This window comes from Stenotrophomonas sp., assembly GCF_050737575.1.
Lineage (GTDB): Bacteria > Pseudomonadota > Gammaproteobacteria > Xanthomonadales > Xanthomonadaceae > Stenotrophomonas.
Genome location: NZ_JBOHXW010000008.1, coordinates 166,727 through 190,252, shown reverse-complemented (window position 1 = coordinate 190,252; position 23,526 = coordinate 166,727). Strand labels below are relative to the sequence as shown.

The following is a 23,526-nucleotide window of genomic DNA, read 5'->3' as shown; positions in this document are numbered from 1 at the left end:
CGACCGTCAGGCGATGGCTGCAATTGCAGCTGTTTCCTGCAGCGGATGGTCGCTCAGCTTCGCGGCGCAAGCCGCTCCTACGCAGCGGTAGGGGCGTCGGGGGTTGCCGGCGGCGGCGTGGCGCCGGGGCGCAGGCTGCGGTAGGGCGGGGTGGCCATGATCATTTCTGCCAGCGAGTACGCCAGCTCGCGCTCGGCCATCACCGTGCCGTCGGCGCCGTGTGCCAGCAGATGCTTCACTTCGGCATCGCTGTGCGCGCGGGCCAGCAGGGTGAGATTGGGGTTGATGGCGCGCAGCTTGGCCAACGCCTCGCCCGATTCCAGCGGCTGCGGAATGGCCAGCACCGCGATCTTGGCGCGCTCGGGATGGGCTTCGGCCAGCACTTTGTCGGCGGCAGCGCTGCCACGGATGCCGGGAATGCCCGCTGCATGCGCGCGCACCACGTGCTCGCGGTTGTCGTCAATCACCAGCACCGGCACGCCGCGGTCACGCAGCACCTGTGCCAGCTCACTGCCGACGCGGCCATAGCCGACCACGATGGCGTGGTCCTGCAGGTCCAGCGACGGGCCTGGCGGGATATCCGGCGTTTCCGGCACCGGCGTGGTTTCCTTGTGCCGCGCCTGCCAGCGGTCGAGCAGGCCGAACACCAGCGGGTTGAGCATGATCGACACCAGCGCACCGGCCAGCACCAGCGATTGGCCTTCCTGCGGCAGGATCTTCAGCGCCACACCGAGCCCGGCGATGATGAAAGCGAATTCGCCGATCTGCGCCAGCGAGGCGGAGATGGTCAGTGCGGTGCCCTTGCTGTGGCCAAACGCACGCACGATGAAAAATGCCGCGGCCGATTTGCCGAACATGATGATCAGCACCGTTGCCAGCACCTGCCACGGATGCTCGATGATGATGGCCGGGTTGAACAACATGCCAACCGAGACGAAGAACAGCACCGCGAATGCATCACGCAATGGCAGCGAATCGTGCGCCGCCTTGTGGCTGAGTTCGGATTCGTTGAGCATCATGCCGGCGAAGAATGCGCCCAGCGCGAACGACACACCGAACAACGCCGCCGCACCGAACGCCACGCCCAGTGCGATGGCCAGCACGCACAGCGTGAACAATTCGCGCGAACCGGTGCCGGCCACTTTTTCCAGCACCCACGGAATCACCCGGCGGCCGACCACCAGCATCACCGCCACGAACAAGCCCAACTGCACGAAGGTCCAACCGATGGACGCGAGCAGGCCGGTCACGGACGGGCTCTTGCCGCTGGCATCGGGGCCGAACACCTCCGCAATCACCGGCATCATCACCAAGGCCAGCACACAGGCCAGGTCTTCGACGATCAACCAACCCACCGCGATCTTGCCGCGCGTGGTTTCCAACAAGCGGCGTTCTTCCATCGCCCGCAGCAGCACCACGGTGGACGCGGTCGCCAGCGAGAAGCCGAAGATCACGCCATGCAGCGTCGGCCAGCCCATCAACGCGGCCACGCCCCAACCCAGCAAGGTGGCGACCAGAATCTGGCCGATGGCGCCGGGGATGGCGATCGCCTTGACCTCCATCAGGTCTTTCAGCGAGAAGTGCAGGCCCACGCCGAACATCAGCAGCATCACGCCGATTTCGGCCAACTGGTTGGCCAGCGCCTGGTCGGCGACGAAGCCGGGCGTGAACGGGCCGACGACGACACCGGCGATCAGGTAGCCCACCAGCGGAGACAGCCGCAGTTTGTTGGCCAGGGCGCCGAACACAAAGGCAAGGCCCAGGCCAATGGCGAGCATGTTGATCAGGGCGGTGTCATGGTGCATCGAGGCTCGCTTGGTGATTCGGGGGCAGAGCCCGATTCTAAAGGTGCACCGGTGTACACATCGGGAAGATTTTGAAAAATCTGATCTTTTTTGGCAAACGGTGTGTATTGGTGGGGTGAGTGGTTGCGCTTGACGGGCTTGGTACTTGATCAAAGGCTTGCCCTCACCCCAACCCCCGCTCCGCGCCCCGGCCCTTGCGCTGGCGCAAGGGCGTTCGATGGGCAGCGAACCAGTGGTTCGCAAGCTGCCCCTCTCACCCCGCCCGCGGGAGAGGGGCTCGGAATGCGTCGGCTCGTGGTGCACTAGCCCCTCTCCCGCAAGCGGGAGAGGGGTTGGGGTGAGGGCCGCTCTAAGGGCAGCCCCAAAAACAACAGCCAAAAAAATGCCCCGGTCTCCCAGGGCATCTTCTTTCCACGACGTTGCTGCGGTCTTACCAGGTGTAGCTGATGCGGCCGTAGACATAGGCGCCGTTGAAACCGAACGGCGAATAGTTGCTGTACGGCAGCATGCCCCAGGTGGAGTTCTGCAGATCGGTGGTGCGGTCCGGGTACTCGTCCAACAGGTTGTCCGCACCCAGGGTCAGCTTCCACTGCTCGCTGGGCTTGAAGCTGGCCGAGGCATCCAGCACCCACTTGGCGTCATACGTCTGGTCGCGGGTGGCGGTGGCCGAGTTGCGCACGGTGAAGCTGCCGTAGCGGGTGGCAGCCAGGCCCAGCTCCCAGCGATCCGAGCGCCAGGTGCCGCTGAGGATGGCCTTGTCACGCGGGAAGCTGTCCTCGATGCGGCCGATCTCGTCGCGGCCGATCAGCGACTGGGTGATGCCCAGGCTGCCGAACACTGCCGGCGAGGCGATGAACTTCTTCACCTCGGTCTCGTTGTAGCTGTACGCCGCCGTCAGTTCCAGCGAGCTGGCGGTGAACGGGACGGTGTAGCTGGAGACGGCATCGACGCCGCGGGTGCGGGTGTCCAGACCATTGGTGAAGTAGGAGAACGCGGTGACCTGAGGCAGGCCCAGATCGGCCAGCAGTGCGTTGGCTGCGGCGTTGGTGGTGATGTTGGTGGACAGCGCGATGCGGTCGTCGATGTCGATCTGATACGCATCGACGGTCAGGTACAGGCGATCAACCGGCTGCAACACCAGGCCCACGCTGTAAGAGGTGGAGCTCTCAGCCTTGAGCGGGGTGGCACCCAGCGCCTGCGCCGCAGCGCTGGTGGTGGGGAACGTGCCGCGGTCAACGAACACACCGTTGATGATGGTGCTGGTCACGGCCTGATAGCCCTGCTGTGCCAGCGACGGTGCGCGGAAGCCGCTGGACGCGGTGGCACGCAGTGCAACCTTGTCGGTGAAGGCATAACGCGCCGACAGCTTGCCGGAGAACTTGTCGCCGAAGTCGGAGTAGTCCTCGTAGCGGCCGGTCAGGCCGGCGGAGAACTTGTCGGTCAGGTCGGCTTCCAGGCCGGCATAGACGGCGTAGTTGTCGCGGTCGGTGTTCACCGCGTTGATCGGGGTGAAGCCGCCAAAGCCCTGTGCGCCGCTGCCGGTGTAGGAGTTCAGTTCACCGGCGTTCTGCTCCCATTTCTCGCGGCGGTACTCACCACCGAAGGAGAGCGTGACCGGGTAGGCCAGGCCCCAATCCAGTGCCTTGGTGAAGTCGGCGTTGAAGATGTCCTGCTGGTACTTCAGCGTGCCGTCGTAGAACGAGGACGGGCTGTTCTCGCCGAGGCTGTAGTTGATGCTGTTGCGGGTGTGGAAATCCAGCGTGTTTTCGCCGTGGTTGGCGCTCACATCCCAGGTCCAGCCGCTTTCGGTGCTGCCCTTGACGCCGGCAACGACGGAACGGTCCTTGGAGTACTGGTTGATCTGCGGCACGAAGCCGTCCGGATAGACCTGTGCCAGCAATGCGGTCTGGCCGCTGTGGTTGGGCGAACGGTAGAACGCGAACGAGGTGATGTCGCGGTTGCTCAGCAGCGCGTTGGCGTAACCGGTGATGTTGTCGGTGAAGTTGAAGCTGAGGTTGGCCGAGGCTGCGGTGGCATCCACGCGCGGGTCGCCGACCACAAAGGTCTTCTCGCCGATCGACGGGAAGTTGCCGGTGTTCGGCGTGCTGCCCAGGTACGGGCCGGCACGGTTGCTTTCATCCTGCTGGCTGATCTGGCCGGCCACATGCAGGCTGCCACGGCCATCGGCAAAGCTGACGCCGGTGTCGCCTGAGAGCTGGTACTTGTTGCCGTCGCCGGCCGAGTACTGGCCGTAGTCCACGGCCAGGCTGCCGCCGCTGCCACTGCCCTTGAGCACGATGTTGATCACGCCGGCGATGGCGTCGGAGCCGTACTGGGCCGAGGCACCGTCACGCAGCACTTCCACGCGCTCGATGGCGGCAATCGGAATGGCGTTGATATCCACCGCCGAAGAACCACGGCCGATGCTGCCGTTGACGTTGATCATGGCCGAGGTGTGGCGGCGCTTGCCGTTGACCAGCACCAGCACCTGGTCCGGGGACAGACCGCGCAGCTGCGCCGGGCGGATGCCGCTGGTGCCGTCGGTCAGCGCCGGGCGCGGGAAGTTCAGCGAGGGCAGGGCGCGCGACAGCGCGGTGGCCAGCTCCGAAGTACCGGTGGACTGCAGCGCCTCGGGGGTGATGATGTCGATGGGGGACTGCGACTCAGCCACGGTGCGGTCGGCCACGCGGGTGCCGGTGACGATCACCGTGTCCAGCGTGCTGGTGGTGGATTGGGCGAAGGCGGGGGAGGCGAGCGCGATGGCAATTGCGACAGCGAGCGAACTGGACGTGCGGTTCATCAGATTGCAGCTCCGGTATGAAAAGGCGCACTGGCGGGCGGTGAAGTCGTCGCCTTTGCTGTGGTGCGCCATTACGAATTAATGGAATTTTTACGTTGTGTCAAACCGGATTGCATCGCTAAATCGTTGCTTTTGAAAGCAATTTTCGACCAAGGCACCGCGTTATGACGAAGAAAGTAAGGCCTGGGCGCGAAATTCATTAGGGATTTGCGCGTGCAGGAAGTGAGTCAAGTATTCGTTAACGCTAGAATCGCGTCGCAGGAATGCTGCTCACATGCACATTCCGTTTCGTTATAACGGACCTATTCATGATTGCCCTTCGTAATTTCGCCCTTCGCCGGGGCGAGCGCCTGCTGTTGTCCAATGTCGACCTCACCCTGCATGCCGGTTACCGGGTGGGCGTGGTGGGCCGTAACGGTGCAGGCAAATCCAGTCTGTTCGCCGCCGTGCGCGGCGAACTGGAAGCCGACAAGGGTGACGTGTCGCTGCCGGGCAAGATCCGCATTGCCGACGTCGCCCAGGAAACCCCGGCGCTGCCGGACCGCGCCATCGACTATGTGCTCGGCGGTGACGACGAAGTCGCAGCAGTCCTGAATGAAGAAGCCGCCGCCGCTGCGCGCGAAGACTGGGAGGCCGTGGCCAACGCGCACCAGAAGATGGCCGAGCTCAATGCGTATGACGCCGAGGCCCGTGCTGGCAAGCTGCTGCACGGCCTGGGCTTCCCGGCCGACACCCATGAGCGCCCGGTTGCGGCGTTCTCCGGCGGCTGGCGTGCGCGTTTGAATCTGGCGCGCGCGCTGATGATGCCCAGCGACCTGCTGCTGCTCGACGAACCGACCAACCACTTGGATCTGGACGCCGTGTATTGGCTGGAGCAGTGGCTGCTGAAGTATCCGGGCACCTTGCTGCTGATCTCGCATGACCGCGAGTTCCTGGACAACGTCGCCACCCACACGCTGCACCTGCACAGCGGCACCGCCAAGTTGTATGTGGGCGGTTACACCGACTTCGAGCGCCAGCGTGCCGAGCACCTGCGCCAGCAGCAGATCACGCACGAAAAGGAACAGGCCGAGCGCGCGCACCTGCAGAGCTTCATCGACCGCTTCAAGGCGCAGGCCAGCAAGGCGACCCAGGCGCAGAGCCGCATGAAGCGCCTGGCCAAGATGGCCGGCACCGAAGCGGTGCGTGCCGAGCGCGAGTTCCGCATCGAGTTCTCGCCGCCGGCCAAGCTGCCGTTCTCGCTGATCCGCCTCAACGACGTGACGGCCGGTTACGGCCCGGACGCGGTGATCCTGGACAAGGTCGGCTTCGGTCTGGAAGCCGGTCAACGTGTCGGCCTGCTCGGTCCGAACGGTGCCGGTAAGACCACGCTGGTGAAATCGCTGGTCGGTGACCTGCCGTTGCTGGCTGGTGACCGCATGGCCCACCCCGACCTGCAGATTGGTTACTTCGCCCAGCACACGGTGGAGTCGCTGCACGCTGGCATGACGCCGATGGATCACTTCCGCGAGATCGCACCGGACGGCGTGAATCAGTCGTTCCGCGATTTCCTCGGCAAGTGGAATTTCCCGGGTGATCGCGCGTTCGAGACCGTGGATGGTTTCTCCGGCGGTGAGCGCGCGCGCCTGGCGTTGGCGTTGATCGCCTGGCAGCAGCCGAACGTGCTGCTGCTCGACGAACCGACCAACCATCTTGATCTGGAAATGCGCGAGGCCTTGGCCGAAGCGTTGTCGCTGTTTGAAGGCGCGATCGTCATGGTGTCGCATGATCGCCATTTGATTGGCTTGGTCTGCGATACGTTCTGGCGTGTGGCCGATGGTGTGGTTGAACCGTTTGCCGGTGACCTGGACGAATACGCGGCATGGCTGCGTACCCGTGCCAGTGCACAGGGTTCACGCAACAAGGCCGACCGCACCGAGAAAGTCGAACTGCCCACGCCGGTGCAGGTCGTTGCACCGGTGAAGCCGGCCAGCGGCAAAAAGCCGGTCAATCCGCACAAGCTGGAAGCGGCGGAGAAGAAGGTGGAGCAGTTGGGTGCCGCGTTGGCTGATATCGACAGTCAGCTGGCCGACCCGGGCAACTACGCCGACAGCGTCAAGATGGCCAAGCTCGGCAGCGAGCGCGAAGTGCTTGCCCAGCAGCTGGAACAGGCCGAAGCGACCTGGATGGAAATGCTGGAAGACTGAGCCTTGCAGGCGCGGCGCTGGGTGGCCTTGGGCCATAAGCCGCTGAACCGGCAATGCTTGGAATGCCACTGTAGAGCCGAGCCATGCTCGGCTGATGCCTTGCCGATGACACCTCTGCCGAGCATGGCTCGGTACTACCGCCTTAGCCCCTCTCCCGCTTGCGGGAGAGGGGTTGGGGTGAGGGCAGCGTTTTGCTGGTGACGCTCTCGCCGAGCAAGGCGCGGCACTACGACTCCAGTTCTCCCTGCGCCAACAACCACAGTCGGAACCGACGCAGTGGCTCGCGCTCTGCGCGCGAACGCAACCGCGTCAGCCAGTACCGGCCCAGATTCACCGTTTGCGTAAATGGCTGCAGCAAGCGGCCTTCTGCCAGTTCCTGCTCGAACATGCGCAGCGGCAACAACGCCACGCCCGCGCCGGCAGTCGCTGCACTGGCCAGGGTCAGTGACGAATCGAACACCGCACCACGCGCTTCCACACCACTGACGCCGGCCAGCTGCAACCAGCGCGGCCACTCGTCATTGCGATAGGAACGCAGCAACGGCAGCGCGCCGAGATCGCGCGGTTGCCGCAGCTTGCGTGCCAACGCCGGCGCACACAGTGGCGCGAACGGTGCATCGACGATGGCCGTGCATTCCTGTCCCTGCCAATCGCCGTCGCCGAAACGAATGGCGAAATCCAAGCCTTCGCCGGCCAGATCAATGCGGTTGTTGTGGGTCTGCAGGCGCAGGTCGATATCCGGATGCGCGGCTTCAAATGCCGGCAGGCGCGACAGCAGCCAGCCGGTCGCAAACGTACCGACCACGCCAACCGTGAGTACGTCGCGGAAGCTGCCGCCGGTGAAGCGATCCAGCGCAATGGCCACACGGTCGAAGGCATCGGTAAGCACCGGGTACAGCGCCGCGCCCTCATCGGTGAGGGCAACGCCGCGCGGCAGGCGGTGGAACAGCGTGACTTGCAGGCGGTCTTCCAGCGAGCGGATCTGGTGGCTCAATGCGGCCTGGCTGACGCACAGTTCCAGCGCCGCGCGGGTGAAGTTCAGGTGCCGGGCAGCGGCCTCGAAGGCGCGCAGGGCGTTGAGCGGGAGTTGCGGGCGGATCATGCCGAGCCATTACGAAGAGTGATGGGCGCGGCCATTATTCCGCCTTTCACGGCCGGAATCAGGCCTGAGCGGCAAATTTAACTAATGGCTCCTGCAGCTATTTCGCGCTGGTGAGCCTGTGCCGGGCCTGCTGATAATCCATCCCAATCAACACCAAGGAGCGTCTGCATGTTCGCCCGTCGCCAGTTTCTGAAGTTCGGTGGTACTGCTTTGCTCAGCGCGGTAGCGGTGCCCGCGCTGGCACGGGCAGCCAGTGCGACCACCGTCGCACCAACCGCGCGCGATTTCGCCGCGCTGGAGGCCGAAAGCGGTGGCCGCCTCGGTGTGTGCCTGTGGCACCCGGCCAGCGGCGCGCGTTACGGCCATCGCATGGATGAGCGCTTCCCGATGTGCAGCACCTTCAAGTTCCTGCTCTCGGCGGCGGTGCTGCACCGGGCCGATCACGGCCAGCTGTCGCTGGATCAGCGCGTATCGGTGCGTGCGTCGGACATCATCAACCACTCGCCGGGCACCGAACGGCATGTTGGCAAGGACATGACCGTGCGCGATCTGTGCCGCACCACCATGGTCACCAGCGACAACGCCGCCGCCAACCTGCTGCTGCCGCTGGTGGGCGAACCGGCCGGGCTCACTGCCTTCCTGCGCGCGCAGGGCGATGCCGTCACCGTCACCGCGCGCTATGAGCCGGACGCCAATCGCTTCGCCACGGACGATCCGCGCGACACCACCAGCCCGGCCGCGATGGCCGGCAATCTGCAGCGTTTCGTGCTGGGCGATGTGCTCAGCGTGGCATCGCGCCAGCAACTGGCCGATTGGCTTATCGACAACGAAACCGGCGATGCGCGTTTGCGTGCGGGCTTGCCGCAGGGCTGGCGGGTGGGCGACAAAACCGGCAGCAATGGCAAGGACACTACCAACGACGTCGCTGTGTTGTGGCCCGAAGCAGGTGGCATGCCGTGGCTGTTGAGCAGTTTTCTGCAGGGTTCGACGCTGGACGACGACGGTCGCAACGGCATCCTGCGCCGCGTCGGCGAGCTTGCGGGTGTGCGGCTGCGCTGATGCAAGCAGCCGCGTGCGCGGCATTGATCCTGCTGCTGTCGCTGAGCGGCGCGCGTGGAATGCTGCAGAGCGCAGCCACCGATGCGGAGTAGCGCGTCGGAATCGTAAGAGACGCCGATGCCGCGCGCACTCCCGACGATCCAATGCGGCAATCGCGCGGAACAAGGCAAAAGCACCGCTATCATCATCCCCGGGAAGCGCGGCACGACAACGCCGCGCGTACAGGGGAAGTGGGTGGATCGCGATAGTTGGCAACAGGTACGGCAACTGTTTGACGCGGTATGCGAGCTTGAACCGTCGCAATGGCAGCGCGAGCTGTCGCGGCGGAGCATCGATCCGGTAGTCATCGCCGAGACGTTGGAACTGCTGCAGGCGCAGACGCGCGATCTGGGCAATGCGCGCGCGCCGTTGGAACAGTTGCTGACCGCGTCCATGGCGTCGGAGTTGGCCGAAGGTGATCACATCGGCCCGTGGCGTTTGTGCGGCCGTCTGGCCAGCGGCGGCATGGGTATCGTGTTCCGCGCCGAACGCGCCGACGGCCTGTATGCGCAGGAAGTAGCGATCAAGTTCCTGTTGGGCGAACCCGGCCCGCGCGTGGCCGATCGGCTGGCGTCGGAGCGGCGCATCCTGGCTGGCCTGCAGCACCCCAACATCGCGCGCTTGTACGACGGCGGCACCACGCCGGCCGGGCATCCGTATCTGGTGATGGAATACGTCCACGGTGAGCCGTTGGATGTGTACTGCGCGCGGCACAAACTGGATCTGCGTCAGCGCCTCGCTGTGTTCCTGAAAATCTGCAACGCGGTGCAGGCGGCGCACGCGCGGCTGGTGCTGCATTGCGACCTCAAGCCGTCCAATATTCTGGTGCGCGCCGATGGCGAGCCGGTGCTGCTGGACTTCGGCGTGTCGCGCTTGCTCGATGCCGGCGCGGGTGAGGCGCGTGCGCAGTTTTTCACGCCGGCCTATGCATCACCGGAGTTGCAGGCAGGGCAGGCGGTCGGTGTTGCCAGCGACGTTTTCAGCCTGGGCGCGGTATTGGCCGAACTACTGGCCGGCAAAGGCGGCAGGCGCGATGGCCGCGATGCGGGCACTGCGGTATCGCCGCCAAGTGCGTCGGCCGGCGCGGACTGCACCTGGACGCGCGCGCTGCGCGGCGATCTGGATGCCATTGTGGTGCGTGCCGGCGCCTTGCCGCCGGAGCAGCGCTATCCATCGCTGGAAGCCATGGCGGCGGATATAGCGCGTTGGCAGCAGCATCGCCCAGTGCAGGCGCGCGGTGGTGGACGTGGTTATCGCGGCGGTCGTTGGCTGCGCCGGAATTGGCGCGGCATGAGCATGTTGTTGGCGATGCTGCTGCTGGCCGCATGGTTTGTCTGGCGCTTGGCCGAAGCGCGGGCCGTAGCCCAGCGCGAGGCCAAAGTGGCTGAGCAGGTGAGCACCTTCCTGGTGTCGATGTTTGAAGCGGCAGATCCGCGCGCCAAGGGCATGCGAGCGGGTGAAGACATTTCCGCACGCGAAGTGCTGGATCGCGCTGCCAGCCGTGTAAATGAAGAGCTGGATGCCTCGCCGGAAGTACGCGCACGGCTGAAGGGCACGATTGGCCTGGCGTATCGCAACAGCGGCGATCTGCAGCGCGCTCAGCCGTTGATGTTGGAGGCGGCCGAAGCTTTGGCCACCGCGGGCGGCGAGCGCAACCTCGATGAAGCGGCCAAGCTGTTCAATCTGATGGCCGGCAGCTTTGCCAACAACCGCAACGGTGCCGAAGGCATTCGTATGGCGCAGCGCGCGTTGGCCTTGCTGGATGCACAACCTGCCGACAGTTTCCGCGTCGCGCAGTCGTACAACTCGCTGGGTTTGTCGTTCCTGTCCGAGCAGCGTTATGACGATGCGGAGGCGGCATTTCAGCAAGCGCTCAAGCGACACGAACTGGGCAAGCGCGATCAGTTCATCGGCGTGAGTCTGGACAACCTGGGCATGATGTATCGCCGCAAGGGTGATCTGGCGGCTTCCGCAGCGGTTTTCGACCGCTCCACGCCACTGTTCAAGCGCATGTTTGGCGAGTTCTCTTACGATTTCTGGACCAGCAATACCGAGCGCGCGCTGATGGTGATGGATCGCGGTGATCTGGACGAAGCCATCGCCACCTTTGAGAGCAATCTGGCCCGCGCGCCGAAGATTTTCGGCGAGCACAGCGTCTACTTCATCAGCGAGAACAACCGGCTGGCGTTGGCGTTGATCCGCAGGGGGCAGTACGAGCGTGCGCGGCCGTATATCGCCACGGCGTTGCGGCTGTCGGCGCAGGTGATGGGCGAGGCCAGTTACAACTATTCGTTGATGCTGGAAACCGCCGCCATGCTCGCTGCGGCCACCGGCGACAATGCCGCTGCCGAAGCCGATTATCGACGGATGCTGGACACCCGCGCCGCCGCGATTGGGCGTGACCATCCCGACACGCTCGATGCGAGCTTGCAGCTGGGTTTGTTCCTCACCCGACAAGGCAAGGCAGAGGGCGATGCGTTGGTGCAACGCGCACATCAGCAGTGGCTGGCCCGCATTCCCGCCGATAGCGCCAATGGCATCCGCATTCGTCAGGGCTGGGCTGAGTGGCTGCTTGCAAAGGGCCGGCTTGATGACGCAGCGGCGACGTTGGCGGCGTTGCAGCCGGTTGTCGCCAGCAGCCCGTATGCGGCAATTCAGCAGACTATTTTGCAAGCACGGTTGACGGAATTGCGCGGTCAGTATCGCGACGCTCTACCACTTTGGCAGCAGGTGGTGATATCGGCCGAAACACTCTATGGCAAGGATTCCGCGCGGACGAAGCAATGGGAAGCTGTGTTGGAATCGGCTCGGAAAAGGCGAATTTCTACACCGTGAGTGCGCTTGTCAGGCTGCCGGGGCACGGGCTACGTTCGCGGCCATGGACAAGAATTCCCACGGATTGAAACTACGGGTGCTGGCCATCGCCAGCACGCTTGCCATCACTGCATGTACCGCCGAAGTTGATCGCGACAACGCACCGGCCGATCAGTTCATGGCGGCCTTGGCCAGCCACTGCGGCAAGGCTTTCGCCGGCAAGGTGACGGTCAATGAACCAGCCTCCAGCGTGCCCGATCCGTTTGAAGGCAAGCCGCCGGTGTTGCATGTGCGCGACTGCGACGGACCCGCACGCGAAATCCATATGCCGCTGCATGTCGGCGAGGATCATTCGCGCGCATGGACCTTCACCCGCACCCGCGACGGGCTGCGTTTTCGACATCATCAATGGCGGGCAGACGGCACCGCAGATGCGGTCACTTTTTTTGGCGGCACGACGGTGACACCGGGCACGGCGGTTCGACAGATATTTCCGGTGGATGCGGAGTCGATCAAGATGTTCAAGAACATCGGCTTGCCGGCATCGCTGGAAAACAATTGGACCGTGGAGCTGCATCCGCAGCAGGGCTTTACCTATGAACTGTCGCGGCCGGATGGGCGCGTGTTCCGACTGGAGTTTGATTTCTCCCAGCCCGTCGCCGTGCCGCCGGCATCGTGGGGCGACATCGGCAAAGGCGCCTGAGCCGCGCATTGCTTGATCAGTACGCCAGCAACCGAACGCGCTGGCGGTTGCATGCACCGAGCCGACTTGCCTGCTGGCAAGCCAGCGGCTACGGTCGGGCCATGAACCTCAAACCTTTTTCCGTAGTGTTGTGCGCGCTGGCGACTGCCGGCGCGTTTGTTTCCACGCCTGCCAATGCGGCGGGCACTGCCGATCCGGCGGCGGCCGACCAGTTCATGGCGACGTTGGCCAGTCACTGCGGCCAGGCCTTTGCCGGCCGCATCATCAACAACCTGCCGGCCTCGACGACGCCGGATGCCTTTGAAGGCAAGGCGCTGGTAATGCATGTGCGTGGCTGCGACACGCCTGAGCGCGAACTGCGTGTGCCATTCCATGTGGGTGACGATCACTCGCGTACCTGGGTGCTGACCCGCACCGCGAGCGGCCTGCGCCTGAAGCACGATCATCGCCACGAAGACGGCACCCCCGATGCGGTGACGATGTATGGCGGCGACACCGCCGATTCCGGTACTGCAGCGCGCCAGGTGTTCCCGGTGGACGCCGAATCGGTGGCGATGTTCACGCGCGACGGCATGAACGCCTCGCTCAACAACGCCTGGGCGATGGAAGTGGAGCAGGGCAAGCGCTTTGTCTATGAACTGTCGCGCCCGGGTGGCCGTTTGTTCCAGGTCGAGTTCGACCTGAGCACGCCGGTTGCCTTGCCGCCAGCACCGTGGGGCTCGCAGTAACCGACAAGAAGGGCGCCGATCAGGCGCCCTTTTGATTCCTGCCGTCGCTGTGTTCAGCGCGTACCGAAGCGCGCGCGGCAACCGCCGTTCACCCAGATGCTGTTGCCGTTGTAGCCCCAGTTGCGGCCTTCCACGCATTGCGTGTTGGACAACTGCTGGATGATCACCGGCCGGCCCTGACGGCGATCCCAGCCGCAGGAGCGCACGCGGTTGCCGTCGCTGGCGCAGTCCACGACGTAGTTCGAGCTGCCGCCACCGCCCCAGCCGCTGCCATTGCGGGCTTCGGCAAATTCGCCACGGCAGCCGCCGCTGACCCAGATCGTGCCGTTGCCGCTGCGCCAGTTGCGGCCTTCGATGCAGCGGGTGTCGGAGAGCTGCCGCACCAGCACCGCGCTGCGACGCCAGCCGGTATTGCAGGTCTGCTGGCGGTTGCTGTTGCTCTCGCAGCGCACGGTGCCGTTGTTGCCGCCGCCCCAATTGCCGCCCGGGCCGCCGCCGCCCCAGTTGCCGCCGTTGCGGCCTTCGGCGAATTCACCCCGGCAGCCGCCGTTGACCCAGATCATGCCGTTGCCGCTGCCCCAGTTGCGGCCCTCGATGCAGCGGGTGTCGGAGAGCTGGCGGACCAGCACCGCGTTCCGGCGCCAGCCGGTGCGGCAGGTCTGCTGACGGTTGCTGTTGCTTTCGCAGCGGATGGTGTTGCTGTTGCCATTGCCGCCACCCCAGCCGCCGCCGCGGCCCGGACCGAACTCGCCACGGCAACCGCCGTTGACCCAGATCGTGCCGTTGGCACTGCCCCAGTTGCGGCCCTCGGTACAGCGGGTATCGGACAACTGGCGCACCAGAATGGCGTCGCGCCAACCGGTTCGGCATACCTGTTGGCGGTTGCTGTTGCTCTCGCAGCGAATCGTGCCGCCGTGGCCCAGCGGGCTGGTCTGCGCGGCGGCCGGGGCGGACATCGAGGCCAGCGGCAGCGCGGCCAGCAGGCAGGCGAGCAGGAAGCGGCGGTTCATGGCGGTGGCCCTGTTCAGGTTTGGGACGCGGAACTATAGGACCAATCCCGCTTAAAACGACGTGACTATCCGCAGGATTTGCCCCAGCCCCCGCGCGGCCGCAAAATACCGGGCTTGTCCGGCCTTTGGCTGGCGTAAAACCTTGACCGGCGCGCTTTGCGTGCTGGCATCCCCTGCGGAGTTTTCCATGCGTACCCATTTCTGCGGCCTGGTCGATGAGACCTTGACCGGCCAAACCGTGACCCTCGCCGGCTGGACCGACGTTGCCCGTAACCTCGGCGGCGTCTGCTTCATCGATCTGCGAGATCACGAGGGCATCGTCCAGGTCACCGTCGAGCCCGACAACGCCGAGGTCTTTGCCGTCGCTGCCAGCCTGGGTTACGAGGACGTGCTGCAGGTTGAAGGCGTGGTGCGCGCGCGCCATGCGGTCAACGACAAGATCCGCAGCGGCAAGGTGGAAGTGATCGCCACGCGCATCACCATCCTCAACAAGGCCGCGCCGCTGCCGTTCCACGCACACGAGAACCCGGGCGAAGAAACCCGCCTGAAGTACCGTTACCTGGACCTGCGTCGCCCGGAAATGCAGCGCATGCAGCGCACCCGCATCAAGCTGGTGCAGGCGCTGCGTCGCCATCTGGACGCGCGCAGCTTCCAGGACATCGAAACCCCGATCCTGACCAAGGCCACCCCGGAAGGCGCCCGCGACTTTCTGGTGCCGGCGCGCATGCACCCGGGCGAGTTCTACGCCCTGCCGCAGAGCCCGCAGCTGTTCAAGCAGATCCTGATGGTGGCCGGCTTCGACCGTTACTACCAGATTGCCCGCTGCTTCCGCGACGAAGCACTGCGCGCTGACCGCCAGTTGGAGTTCACCCAGCTGGACATGGAATTCGCCTTCGTGCGCGAGCGCGACGTGCAGGATTTCGTCGAGGACATGATCCGCGTCATCTTCAAGGAAGTGGTCGACGTCGATCTCGATGCCAGCTTCCCGCGCATGACCTGGGCCGAGGCGATGCGTCGCTACGGTTCGGACAAGCCGGACCTGCGCATCGCGCTGGAGCTGGTGGATGTGGCCGAACTGGTCAAGACCAGCGAATTCCCGGTGTTCACCGCCGCTGCCAATGACGCCGACGGTCGCGTGGCCGCGCTGCGCATTCCCGGTGGTGCTTCGCTGTCGCGCAAGCAGATCGACGAATACGCCGCCCACGCCGCCAAGTACGGCGCCAAGGGGCTGGCCTATATCAAGATCAGCGAGAGCGGCGAAGTCAGCTCGCCGATCGCCAAGTTCTTCGGTGAAGAAGCCTTCGCTGCACTGGTCAAGCACGTCGGTGCCGGCAACGGCGACATCGTGTTCTTCGGTGCCGGCGGCTACAACAAGGTGTCCGACTTCATGGGCGCGCTGCGTCTGAAGGCCGGCAAGGACTTCGACCTGGTCGCCGCTGGCTGGGCACCGCTGTGGGTTACCGACTTCCCGATGTTTGAGTGGGACGAGGAAGAACAGCGTTACGTGGCCCTGCATCACCCCTTCACCGCACCGGCGGTGGACGATGTGGCCGAGCTGCGTGCGCATGCCAAGACGGCGGTGTCGCGCGGTTACGACATGGTGCTCAACGGCAACGAAATTGGTGGCGGCTCCATCCGTATCCATCGCCCGGAAATGCAGAGCGCGGTGTTTGAACTGCTCGGCATTGACGCCGAAGAGGCACGCGCCAAGTTCGGCTTCCTGTTGGATGCACTGAACTACGGCGCACCGCCGCACGGCGGCATCGCCTTCGGCATCGACCGTATTGCTGCGCTGATGGCCGGCACCGAGTCGATCCGCGACGTGATCCCGTTCCCGAAGACCACCGGCGCGCAGTGCCTGATGACCGATGCGCCGTCGCCGATCGCCGACGCGCAGCTGGCCGAAGTGCACGTGCAGGTGCGCCCGCGCGCCGACAAGGCCTGAGTCTTGTCCGGCAACGCCCGCATCCGTCGCGCTACGCCCGAGGATGCGGGCGTGCTGTGCAGCCTGGCCGAACGTACCTTCGTGGAGACGTTCGGCCATCTGTATCCGCCGCAGGACCTGGCAGATTACCTGGCCAGTGCGTATCCGCAGGATGTGCAGCGACAGCAACTGGAATCCGGCGACTACGCCGCGTGGCTGCTGGATGTCGACGGCGAAGCGGTGGGTTTCGCGTTTGCCGGCCCGTGCGGACTGCCGCATGCGGACGCGCAGCCGGGTGATGGCGAACTGAAGCGGCTGTATGTGCTGCGCGCGCACCAGAACGGCGGCAACGGCGGCCGTTTGTTCGCCGAGGCATTGCATTGGCTGGAGTCGTGTGGCGATCGCACGCTGTGGATTGGCGTGTGGTCGGAAAACCTCGGCGCGCAGCGCTTCTACGCGCGGCACGGCTTTGAGCCGGCGGGTGCCTACGAATTCCCGGTAGGCCGCGTGCGCGACAAGGAATTCATCCTGCGCAGGTCCGCCCACACACGGTAATGCCGGGCCATGCTCGGCCTGCAGTCCTGGCGGTATTAGCGCAGCGCGGCCGGGGCGGTTGAGTTCCTCCCAAAAGCACCCCTCCCCAGCTCTCCCCTTCGCTAGGCGAAAGGGAGGGGGTGGATCATGCTGTCGCTCGGTTCGCTCGGTTCGCTCGGTTCGCGGCCGGGCGCTTTTGCTCCCTCCCTTGCGCCGAAGGCGGAGGGGAGGGCTGGGGAGGGGGAGCGCTTGCGAGTCTCCGATCCCAATCCCAGACGTCTCCTCCCAAAGCCGCATGGCATCCGCGCCGGCAATCAGACAGACTGCGCGCATGTCGCCATCCCCCACGCGCCATCCCCGTGTGCTGTTGCTGCACGGTATCTGGAACACCCGCTCCTGGCTGATCCCACTGGCGTGGCGGTTGCGCGCGCAGGGCTTCGGCGTCGATATCTTTGGCTATCCCAGCGTTTCCGGCGGCCCGGACGTGGCAGTGCCATTGCTGCTGGAGCGGCTGCAGGGCGCCGGGCCGATCAACTTGGTCGGGCACAGTCTGGGCGGGCTGGTCGCACTGGAAGCGCTTCGTCAGGCGCCGGAGCTGGAAGTGCCGCGCGTGGTCTGCCTCGGCTCACCGCTGTGTGGCAGCGAAACCGCACGCAGCCTGGCCGATCACGGCTGGTCGGCCGCGCTCGGGCGCAGCAGCAATCTATTGCTGCGGGGCTTGCCGGACTGGCACGGCCCGGCGCAGGTGGGGTTGATCGCCGGCTCCGTCGCCCACGGCCTGGGTGCGCTGATGGGCGCAATGCAGGGCGATTCGGACGGCACCGTGGCTCTGTCTGAAACCTGTCTGGCCGGGTTGGCGGACCATTGCATCGTGCCAGCCAGTCACAGCGGATTGGTGCTTTCCCATGACGTCGCCACCCTGACCGCTGCCTTCCTGCGGCAGGGGCGGTTCCCGAGTGAAGCGGTCCGTCGCGCGTCGTAACGGGCCGTGGCCGGGGGATCGGGTAGAATTCGCGTCCTGTTCCTGACAGATGTACGGCATTCCCATGGGTAGAGGTCCTTCCATCGAAGGTCGCAAAAACGCGTCTGACGCGAAGCGCGGCAAGATTTTCACCAAGATCATTCGTGAGATCAGCGTTGCTGCTCGCGGCGGTGGAGGCGACCCAAACAACAACCCACGGCTGCGCGTAGCCATGGACAAGGGCTTGAGCGCCAACATGTCCAAGGACGTGATCGAGCGCGCCATCAAGAAGGCCACTGGCGAGCTTGAAGGTGTCGAGTACGAAGAGATCCGCTACGAAGGCTATGCCCCCGGCGGCGTGGCGGTCATCGTTGACTGCCTCACCGACAACCGCGTGCGCACCGTGGCCGATGTGCGTCATGCCTTCAGCAAGTGCGGCGGCAACATGGGTACCGAAGGTTCGGTGGCTTTCATGTTCAAGCGACTGGGCGTGCTGAGTTATGCGCCGGGTGCCGACGAGGAAAAGATCACCGAAGCGGCCATCGAAGCCGGTGCCGACGACATCGTCGTGTACCCGGAAGACGGCGCCATTGATGTCATCACCGCGCCGGATACGTTCCAGTCGGTGAAGGAGGCAATGGACGCGGCCGGTTTGGTCAGCGATCACGCTGAAATCACCTTCCGCGCGGACAACGACATCGCCGTGGATGGCGACACCGCGCTGCAGGTCAAGAAGCTGCTGGACATGATCGAGGACCTGGACGACGTGCAGGACGTGTACTCCAACGTTGACCAGGCCAGCCTGGAAGGCTGATCCAGTCCCGGTAGATGAGACGGCGCGCTGCAATGCTGTGCGCCGTCTTTCTTCCACAGGCCCCTACATGACCCGCATCCTCGGCATTGACCCCGGTTCACAACGCACCGGCGTCGGCATCATCGACATTGATGCCAGCGGCAAGGCGCGGCACGTCCACCATTGCCCGCTGGTGTTGCTGGGCGCGGCGGATTTCCCGCAGCGTTTGAAGCTGCTGGCGCACGGGTTGCACGCGCTGATCGAGGAATACCAGCCGCAGGAAGTGGCGATCGAACGTGTATTCATGGCCAAGAACGCCGATTCGGCGTTGAAGCTGGGCCAGGCGCGCGGCGCCGCCGTGTGTGCGGTGGTGATGCGCGACCTGCCGGTCAGCGAGTACGCCGCCACCGAGATCAAGCTGGCCGTGGTCGGTCGCGGTGGCGCGGAAAAACAGCAGGTGCAGCATATGGTCGGACTGATGCTCAACCTGCAAGGCAAGTTACAGGCCGATGCCGCCGATGCGCTGGCAGTGGCCATTACCCACGCGCATGTACGCGCCACGGCCAACCGGCTGGGCGTGGACGTGCGTCAGGCATGGAGTCGGAAATGAATCTTGAAGCAGGGAACAGGGAGCAGGGAGCGGGGAATGTGCGTTCTCTGCGAACTGGACGCCTTGGCGCTGTCACGGAAACGGTGATCTTCCATTCCCCGTTCCCCATTCCCCGTTCCCCGATCGCGAGGTCCATCCCATGATCGGACGACTGCGCGGCATCCTCGCCTACAAGGCCCCGCCGTGGCTGGTGATCGACGTCAATGGCGTTGGTTATGAGCTGGAGGCGCCGATGAGCACCTTCTACGACCTGCCGGATGTCGGTCGCGAGGTCATTTTGTTCACCCATTACGCACAGAAGGAAGACAGCGTCTCGCTGTACGGCTTCCTGCGCGAAGGCGAGCGGCGCTTGTTCCGCGATGTACAGAAGGTCTCCGGCATCGGCGCGAAGATTGCGCTGGCGGTGTTGTCCGGGGCCAGCGTCGATGAATTTGCGCGTTTGATCCAGAGCGGCGACATCACCGCGCTGACCCGCATCCCCGGCATCGGCAAGAAGACCGCCGAGCGCATGGTGGTGGAACTGCGCGATCGCGCAGCCAATTTCACCGGTGGCGGCGCGCCCATCGCCGGGCAGCTGGGCAACGACCCGGTGTCCGAGGCGACAGTGGCGTTGCAGCAACTGGGCTATAAACCGGCCGAAGCAGCAAAGATGGCGCGCGATGCGGGAGCCGAGGGCGATGATGTCGCCCAGGTGATCCGCAAGGCACTGCAAGCCGCGCTGCGTTGAACCCTTCCACGGCCGCCTGACGGCAACCCGAGATCGCCATGTCCCACGCTTCCCCCGCCCCTGAATCCAGTGGGCATCACGTCAGCCATGGTCCCGCCGGGGGCATGGCGCTGGTCGTCGGTGCCATCGGCGTCGTGTTCGGCGATATCGGCACCAGCCCGCTGTACACCCTGAAGGAGGCGTTCTCGCCGCACTACGGGCTCAATAGCGATCACGACACGGTGCTGGGCGTACTGTCGCTGGCGTTCTGGGCGTTGAACATGGTGGTCACGCTGAAGTACGTGACCATCATCATGCGCGCCGACAACGACGGCGAGGGCGGCATCATGGCGCTGATGGCACTGGCCCAGCGCACCCTGCGCAACGGCTCGCGCTCGGCGTATGTGGTGGGCATTCTCGGTATTTTCGGCGCCTCGCTGTTCTTCGGCGATGGGGTGATCACCCCGGCCATTTCAGTGTTGGGCGCGGTCGAGGGCCTGGAGGTCGCGGCGCCGGGGCTGGGCCACTTCGTGGTGCCGATCACCTTGGTGGTGCTGGCGGCGGTATTCGCTGCGCAGCGCTTTGGTACCGAAAAAGTGGGCAAGGTATTCGGCCCGGTGATGACCGTTTGGTTCCTGTCGCTGGCGGCCATCGGCATTTGGAACGTGATTGCTGCGCCGGAAGTGCTCAAGGCCTTCAACCCGATGTGGGCAGCACGCTTCTTCATCGAGCATGGCTGGCACGGCGTCTTCATCCTCGGCGCGGTGGTGCTGGCGGTGACCGGTGGTGAGGCGCTGTACGCGGACATGGGTCACTTCGGTGCGCCGCCGATCCGCCACGCGTGGTATTTCTTCGTGCTGCCGTGTCTGGTGCTGAATTATCTGGGGCAGGGCGCGCTGGTGTTGCAGCGGCCGGACGCGGTGTCCAACCCGTTCTTTGAGGCGGTGCCGGGCTGGGCGCTGATCCCGATGATTCTGCTGGCGACAATGGCGGCGGTGATCGCCAGCCAGTCCGTCATCACCGGTGCGTTCTCGGTGTCGCGACAAGCCATGCAGCTGGGTTACATCCCGCGCATGCGCATCCTGCACACCTCGCACGACACCATCGGCCAGATCTATATCCCCGGCATCAATTGGGGCTTGGCAGTGATGGTGTTCGGGCTGGTGCTGGCGTTCCGCAGCTCCAGCAATCTGGCCGTGGCATACGGCATTTCGGTGTCGGGCACGATGCTGATCGACACCTTGCTGCTGGCACTGGTGGCGCGTGTGTTGTGGCCGCGTGCGCGTCATGCCATCGTCGCGCTGTGCGTGGTTTTTCTGTTCATCGACCTGGGCTTTGTTATCGCCAATGGCGCCAAGCTGCTACAGGGCGCATGGTTCCCGCTGGTGCTTGGGCTGGTGCTGTTCACGATGATGCGCACCTGGCGGCGTGGCCGCGAGCTGCTGCGTGACGAGATCCGCAAGGACGGTATCCGCCTGGATACCTTCCTGCCCGGCTTGATGCTGGCACCGCCGGTACGGGTGCCGGGGACGGCGGTGTTCCTGACCGCCGATCCGACCGTGGTTCCGCATGCGTTGATGCACAACCTCAAGCACAACAAGGTGCTGCACGAGCGCAATGTGTTCCTGCATGTGGAAACCCTGCCGATGCCATACGCGGCCGATGGCCAGCGCCTGCGGATTGATTCGGTGGGCGATGAGTTCTACCGCGTCTACGTGCGCTACGGCTTCATGGAAACCCCGGATATCCCGCTGGCGCTGATGCGTTCCTGCGACCACGGTGGCATCTATTTCGACCCGATGGACACCACCTTCTTTGCCAGCCGCGAGACCATCGTGGCCAGCGCCAACCGTGGCATGCCGATCTGGCGCGACAAGCTATTCGCTTTCATGCACCGCAACGCGGCCCCTGCCACTGGTTTCTTCCGCATTCCGGGCAACCGTCTGGTGGAACTGGGCGCGCAGGTGGAGATCTGAGGACGGGCCGGGAAGCAGCCGCAAGCCATGCTTCAGTGCCGCGCATTGAGCCCTTCTCCCCTTGCCCGAAAGGGGCTCAGATTGCTGCAGGTTGAAGCAGTCCGAGCAACTGCAGCTTTAAAGCCCCTCTCCCCTTGCGGGAGAGGGGTTGGGGAGAGGGGCAGGGTGAGGCAGGAAAAGACAGGACGCCGCGGTACTTCCATTTCATTCACCGCGCGGCGGCAGAAACGCCGTTGAAGATGAAGGTGAAGCTCTTTTGTCCGGCTTTTTCTCGCTACTCACTCCTCTTCGCTCACTTCTGCCCGTAACATAACCCGATGACTGACGACCGCATCATCGGCGCCGGCGCCACCCGCGAAGACGAGGTGGCCGATGCCAGCATCCGCCCACGCAGCCTGGCCGACTATCTCGGCCAAGCGCCGGTGCGCGAGCAGTTGGATATCTTCATCCAGGCCGCCAAATCACGTCGCGAGGCGCTGGATCACGTCCTGATCTTCGGCCCGCCGGGCTTGGGCAAGACCACGCTCAGCCACGTCATCGCCAACGAACTTGGGGTGAGCCTGCGGGTGACCTCCGGCCCGGTGATCGAAAAAGCCGGCGACCTGGCCGCGCTGCTGACCAATCTGCAGCCGCACGACGTGTTGTTCATCGACGAAATCCATCGCCTCTCGCCAGTGGTCGAGGAAGTGCTGTACCCGGCGATGGAGGATTTCCAGATCGACATCATGATCGGCGAAGGCCCGGCCGCCCGTTCGATCAAGCTCGATCTGCCGCCGTTTACCCTGATCGGCGCCACCACCCGCGCCGGTCTGCTGACCGCGCCGCTGCGTGATCGCTTTGGCATCGTGCAGCGGCTGGAGTTCTATTCGACCGAAGAGCTGACCCGCATCGTGCGGCGTTCGGCCGGCATCCTCGGCATTGATTGCAGCGCCGAAGGCGCAGGCGAGATCGCCCGCCGCGCGCGCGGCACCCCGCGTATCGCCAACCGCCTGCTGCGTCGCGTGCGCGATTACGCGCAGGTCAAGGCCAACGGTCACATCGATCACAACGTGGCACAGGCCGCGATGCAGATGCTCAAGGTGGACCCGGAAGGCTTTGACGAGCTGGATCGGCGCCTGCTGCGCACGATGGTGGAATATTTCGATGGTGGCCCGGTCGGCATCGAGTCACTGGCCGCGGCGCTTTCCGAAGAGCGCGGCACGCTGGAAGACGTGGTCGAGCCGTATCTGATCCAGCAGGGCTACCTCATACGCACCGCGCGCGGCCGCATGGCCACGCACAAGGCCTACCGCCACATGGGCCTGAAGCCGAAGGTGACGCCGACAGATCTGTTTGCAGAGCAAGCCGATGAGTGAGCCCCGGTTCAGTTGGCCGACACGCATTTACTGGGAAGATACCGACGCCGGTGGGGTGGTCTACCACGCCCGCTATGTCGCTTTCATGGAAAGGGCACGCACCGAATGGATGCGCGCCCTGGGTTACGGACAGGAGTCCATGCGCAGTGGTGGCGGTCAGGTGTTCGTGGTTCGCGCCATGACGCTGGATTTCCTCAAGCCTGCCAAACTGGACGACGTGCTGACCATCTCGGTGGAGCTGGCGCAGTGTCGGCGGGCAAGCCTGCTGATGGAGCAGGCGGTGCTGCGTGGGGAAGAAGTGTTGGTCACCGCGCAGGTACGCCTGGCAGCGGTGGGCGCCGTGGATTTCCGCCCGCAGGCCATTGATGACACGCTGTACGCAACGCTCAAACCCCTACAAACCAAACTCGCGTAAGTAAGA

At 64.7% G+C, this 23,526-nt stretch carries 18 protein-coding genes; 14 read left to right on the top strand and 4 right to left on the bottom strand.

The features are described 5' to 3' along the window. Window positions 1-77 precede the first annotated feature (77 nt). Entirely contained in the window at window positions 78-1,805 is a 1,728-nt protein-coding gene (ybaL, locus tag ACREP4_RS15285) for a YbaL family putative K(+) efflux transporter (protein ID WP_431597048.1), read from the bottom strand. A 430-nt stretch (window positions 1,806-2,235) separates the two neighbouring features. Beyond that, window positions 2,236-4,605 carry a TonB-dependent receptor plug domain-containing protein gene (locus tag ACREP4_RS15280; protein ID WP_431597047.1) on the bottom strand — a complete coding sequence of 790 codons (2,370 nt, stop codon included), beginning with the start codon at window positions 4,603-4,605 and terminating at the stop codon, window positions 2,236-2,238. Window positions 4,606-4,913: 308 nt separating this feature from the next. Between ACREP4_RS15280 and ACREP4_RS15275 the strand changes: the two genes are divergently transcribed. Then, entirely contained in the window at window positions 4,914-6,791 is a 1,878-nt protein-coding gene (locus ACREP4_RS15275) for an ABC-F family ATP-binding cassette domain-containing protein (RefSeq protein WP_431597046.1), read from the top strand. Window positions 6,792-7,017: 226 nt separating this feature from the next. Here the strand turns inward: ACREP4_RS15275 and ACREP4_RS15270 are convergent, their stop codons facing one another. After that, on the bottom strand, window positions 7,018-7,893 hold the full coding sequence (locus tag ACREP4_RS15270; RefSeq protein WP_431597045.1) for a LysR family transcriptional regulator: 876 nt from the start codon (window positions 7,891-7,893) through the stop codon (window positions 7,018-7,020). Window positions 7,894-8,061: 168 nt separating this feature from the next. On the opposite strand from ACREP4_RS15270, the gene blaCESS reads away from it, so the two are divergent. The 4 genes from blaCESS (at window position 8,062) to ACREP4_RS15250 (ending at window position 13,236) form a co-directional block, all read left to right on the top strand. After that, window positions 8,062-8,952: a CESS family extended-spectrum class A beta-lactamase gene (gene blaCESS, locus ACREP4_RS15265; RefSeq protein WP_431597044.1), complete on the top strand. Its 891-nt coding sequence runs from the start codon at window positions 8,062-8,064 to the stop codon at window positions 8,950-8,952. Window positions 8,953-9,186: 234 nt separating this feature from the next. Beyond that, window positions 9,187-11,826, top strand: coding sequence for a protein kinase domain-containing protein (locus tag ACREP4_RS15260; protein ID WP_431597043.1), 2,640 nt, complete (start codon window positions 9,187-9,189; stop codon window positions 11,824-11,826). 43 nt (window positions 11,827-11,869) lie between these two features. Then, on the top strand, window positions 11,870-12,508 hold the full coding sequence (locus ACREP4_RS15255) for a hypothetical protein (protein ID WP_431597042.1): 639 nt from the start codon (window positions 11,870-11,872) through the stop codon (window positions 12,506-12,508). Window positions 12,509-12,609: 101 nt separating this feature from the next. Further along, on the top strand, window positions 12,610-13,236 hold the full coding sequence (locus ACREP4_RS15250) for a hypothetical protein (protein WP_431597041.1): 627 nt from the start codon (window positions 12,610-12,612) through the stop codon (window positions 13,234-13,236). 53 nt (window positions 13,237-13,289) lie between these two features. On the opposite strand, the gene ACREP4_RS15245 is transcribed toward ACREP4_RS15250, so the two are convergent. After that, window positions 13,290-14,192: a DUF3011 domain-containing protein gene (locus ACREP4_RS15245; protein ID WP_431597062.1), complete on the bottom strand. Its 903-nt coding sequence runs from the start codon at window positions 14,190-14,192 to the stop codon at window positions 13,290-13,292. Between the two features lie 241 nt (window positions 14,193-14,433). Between ACREP4_RS15245 and aspS the strand changes: the two genes are divergently transcribed. The 9 genes from aspS (at window position 14,434) to ybgC (ending at window position 23,520) form a co-directional block, all read left to right on the top strand. Continuing rightward, entirely contained in the window at window positions 14,434-16,191 is a 1,758-nt protein-coding gene (aspS, locus tag ACREP4_RS15240) for an aspartate--tRNA ligase (RefSeq protein ID WP_431597040.1), read from the top strand. A gap of 3 nt (window positions 16,192-16,194) precedes the next feature. Further along, complete coding sequence (locus tag ACREP4_RS15235) at window positions 16,195-16,725, top strand: N-acetyltransferase family protein (RefSeq protein ID WP_431597039.1); 531 nt, start codon at window positions 16,195-16,197, stop codon at window positions 16,723-16,725. Between the two features lie 310 nt (window positions 16,726-17,035). Then, complete coding sequence (locus ACREP4_RS15230; protein WP_431597038.1) at window positions 17,036-17,686, top strand: esterase/lipase family protein; 651 nt, start codon at window positions 17,036-17,038, stop codon at window positions 17,684-17,686. A gap of 64 nt (window positions 17,687-17,750) precedes the next feature. Next, window positions 17,751-18,479 (top strand): YebC/PmpR family DNA-binding transcriptional regulator, encoded by a 729-nt coding sequence (locus ACREP4_RS15225; protein ID WP_431597037.1) that lies wholly within the window; start codon window positions 17,751-17,753, stop codon window positions 18,477-18,479. A 67-nt stretch (window positions 18,480-18,546) separates the two neighbouring features. Continuing rightward, window positions 18,547-19,068: a crossover junction endodeoxyribonuclease RuvC gene (gene ruvC, locus ACREP4_RS15220; protein ID WP_057632726.1), complete on the top strand. Its 522-nt coding sequence runs from the start codon at window positions 18,547-18,549 to the stop codon at window positions 19,066-19,068. Window positions 19,069-19,207: 139 nt separating this feature from the next. Then, window positions 19,208-19,795: a Holliday junction branch migration protein RuvA gene (ruvA, locus tag ACREP4_RS15215; protein WP_431597036.1), complete on the top strand. Its 588-nt coding sequence runs from the start codon at window positions 19,208-19,210 to the stop codon at window positions 19,793-19,795. A 38-nt stretch (window positions 19,796-19,833) separates the two neighbouring features. Further along, on the top strand, window positions 19,834-21,750 hold the full coding sequence (locus ACREP4_RS15210; protein WP_431597035.1) for a potassium transporter Kup: 1,917 nt from the start codon (window positions 19,834-19,836) through the stop codon (window positions 21,748-21,750). 317 nt (window positions 21,751-22,067) lie between these two features. Continuing rightward, window positions 22,068-23,105 (top strand): Holliday junction branch migration DNA helicase RuvB, encoded by a 1,038-nt coding sequence (gene ruvB / locus ACREP4_RS15205; protein WP_431597034.1) that lies wholly within the window; start codon window positions 22,068-22,070, stop codon window positions 23,103-23,105. After that, window positions 23,098-23,520 carry a tol-pal system-associated acyl-CoA thioesterase gene (gene ybgC / locus ACREP4_RS15200; protein WP_431597033.1) on the top strand — a complete coding sequence of 141 codons (423 nt, stop codon included), beginning with the start codon at window positions 23,098-23,100 and terminating at the stop codon, window positions 23,518-23,520. The genes ruvB and ybgC overlap by 8 nt, the downstream gene beginning before the upstream one ends. The last annotated feature ends 6 nt before the right edge of the window (window positions 23,521-23,526 follow it).